Origin of the sequence: Marinobacter iranensis (assembly GCF_029207565.1) — a bacterium.
GTDB classification, from domain to species: Bacteria; Pseudomonadota; Gammaproteobacteria; order Pseudomonadales; family Oleiphilaceae; genus Marinobacter; species Marinobacter iranensis.
Window position 1 is genome coordinate 1 of the sequence record NZ_JANCMW010000031.1, and the last position, 1,240, is coordinate 1,240.

Here is a 1,240-nt window from a genome sequence, read left to right on the forward strand (position 1 = left end):
GACTCACCATCACCCGCTCTCCTGCACGGCGACTACCAACGTAGATCTGGCAATCATCTGCGTAGCGGGCGAAGCGCAGGTTGCGCCGCTCCAGCTCCCAATCCAGTTCATCCAGCACCACGTTCGCCAACACCGGAGACAGTGGCCCGCCTTGCGGCACGCCCTCGGGTGTGGGCTCTTTGTGGTGGTTGATCTGGACGCCTGCCTTCAGGTACCGGTTGATCAGCCTCAGCAGCGGCCGGTCCGGCGTGTGCCGTTTCAGCCGTGCCATCAAGCGATCGTGGTTTACCCGGTCAAAGAAGGCTTCCAGGTCCAGATCCACCACCCAGTTACGGCCTTCCCGAGCGCAGTGCTGTCCGTATCGGACCGCTTGATGAGCAGAGCGTCCCGGACGGAAGCCATAGCTGTGTGGGTGGAAGCGGGGTTCCCAATCCTGCTGGATAACCTGGGCAAGCGCCTGCTGGATAAAGCGATCCAGCACCGTCGGGATACCCAGAGGGCGGGAACCGCCGTTGGCTTTGGGGATGGTGACCCGCCGTACCGGTTTTGGTCGGTAGGTCTGTTGGAGCAACTGCTGCCGGATCTCCGGCCAGTGTTGGCGCAAATAATCCGGCAGCTCATCCACGGTCATGCCGTCGATGCCCGGCGCTCCCTTGTTACGTCGTACCTGTTTCAGGGCGCCATTGAGGTTGTCCCTGCTCAATACACGCGCCATCCACGGTGAGGGTTGAACGGAGTGCGAGCTTTCCCGCTTTCCGGCAACGGGTTCATCCCCTGGTTGCTCCAGGGGCAGCGCAAGCTGCTTTGCGGATGCCATCCCGTTTCCCTGCACGGACACTCGACTCCTGTCTCTGTTCGGGCCTTCGGTTCACGGGCGAACCTACTATGCCCTCGGCTGATTTCTACCACGCGATCAGAGGCGATCGCTCGTCTCTCAGTGGGTCCGTCCACACGTGGCAGACCTCCCGGGGTAAGGCACAGAGCTTTCACGGCGTGAACGCCCGATTTATAAAGCACATCCCGGTCGCAGAAGGAGGGCTTCGCGGTCACGTGCCCGCTCGCCCCGGATGTACCACACCTCGTATCGGGTTCCTGTTCGTCGCCCCGCCGCTTTGGATTGGGCTTCCTCCAGACCCCACCTCGCGATGACGCCCTTGCCCTTCTCCTAGCCTTCGGCTCTGCGAACACCTGGCAGGAGGACTTTCACCTCCCTAGTTCTGTGCCATGCCCGGCACACACG

Annotated in this window: 1 protein-coding gene; it reads right to left on the reverse strand. The window is 62.2% G+C overall.

From position 1 onward, the window contains the following. Window positions 1-817 (reverse strand): group II intron reverse transcriptase/maturase (gene ltrA, locus NLU14_RS21290; protein ID WP_275710397.1); only part of this gene is annotated, 817 nt, incomplete at its 3' end. Between the last annotated feature and the right edge of the window lie 423 nt (window positions 818-1,240).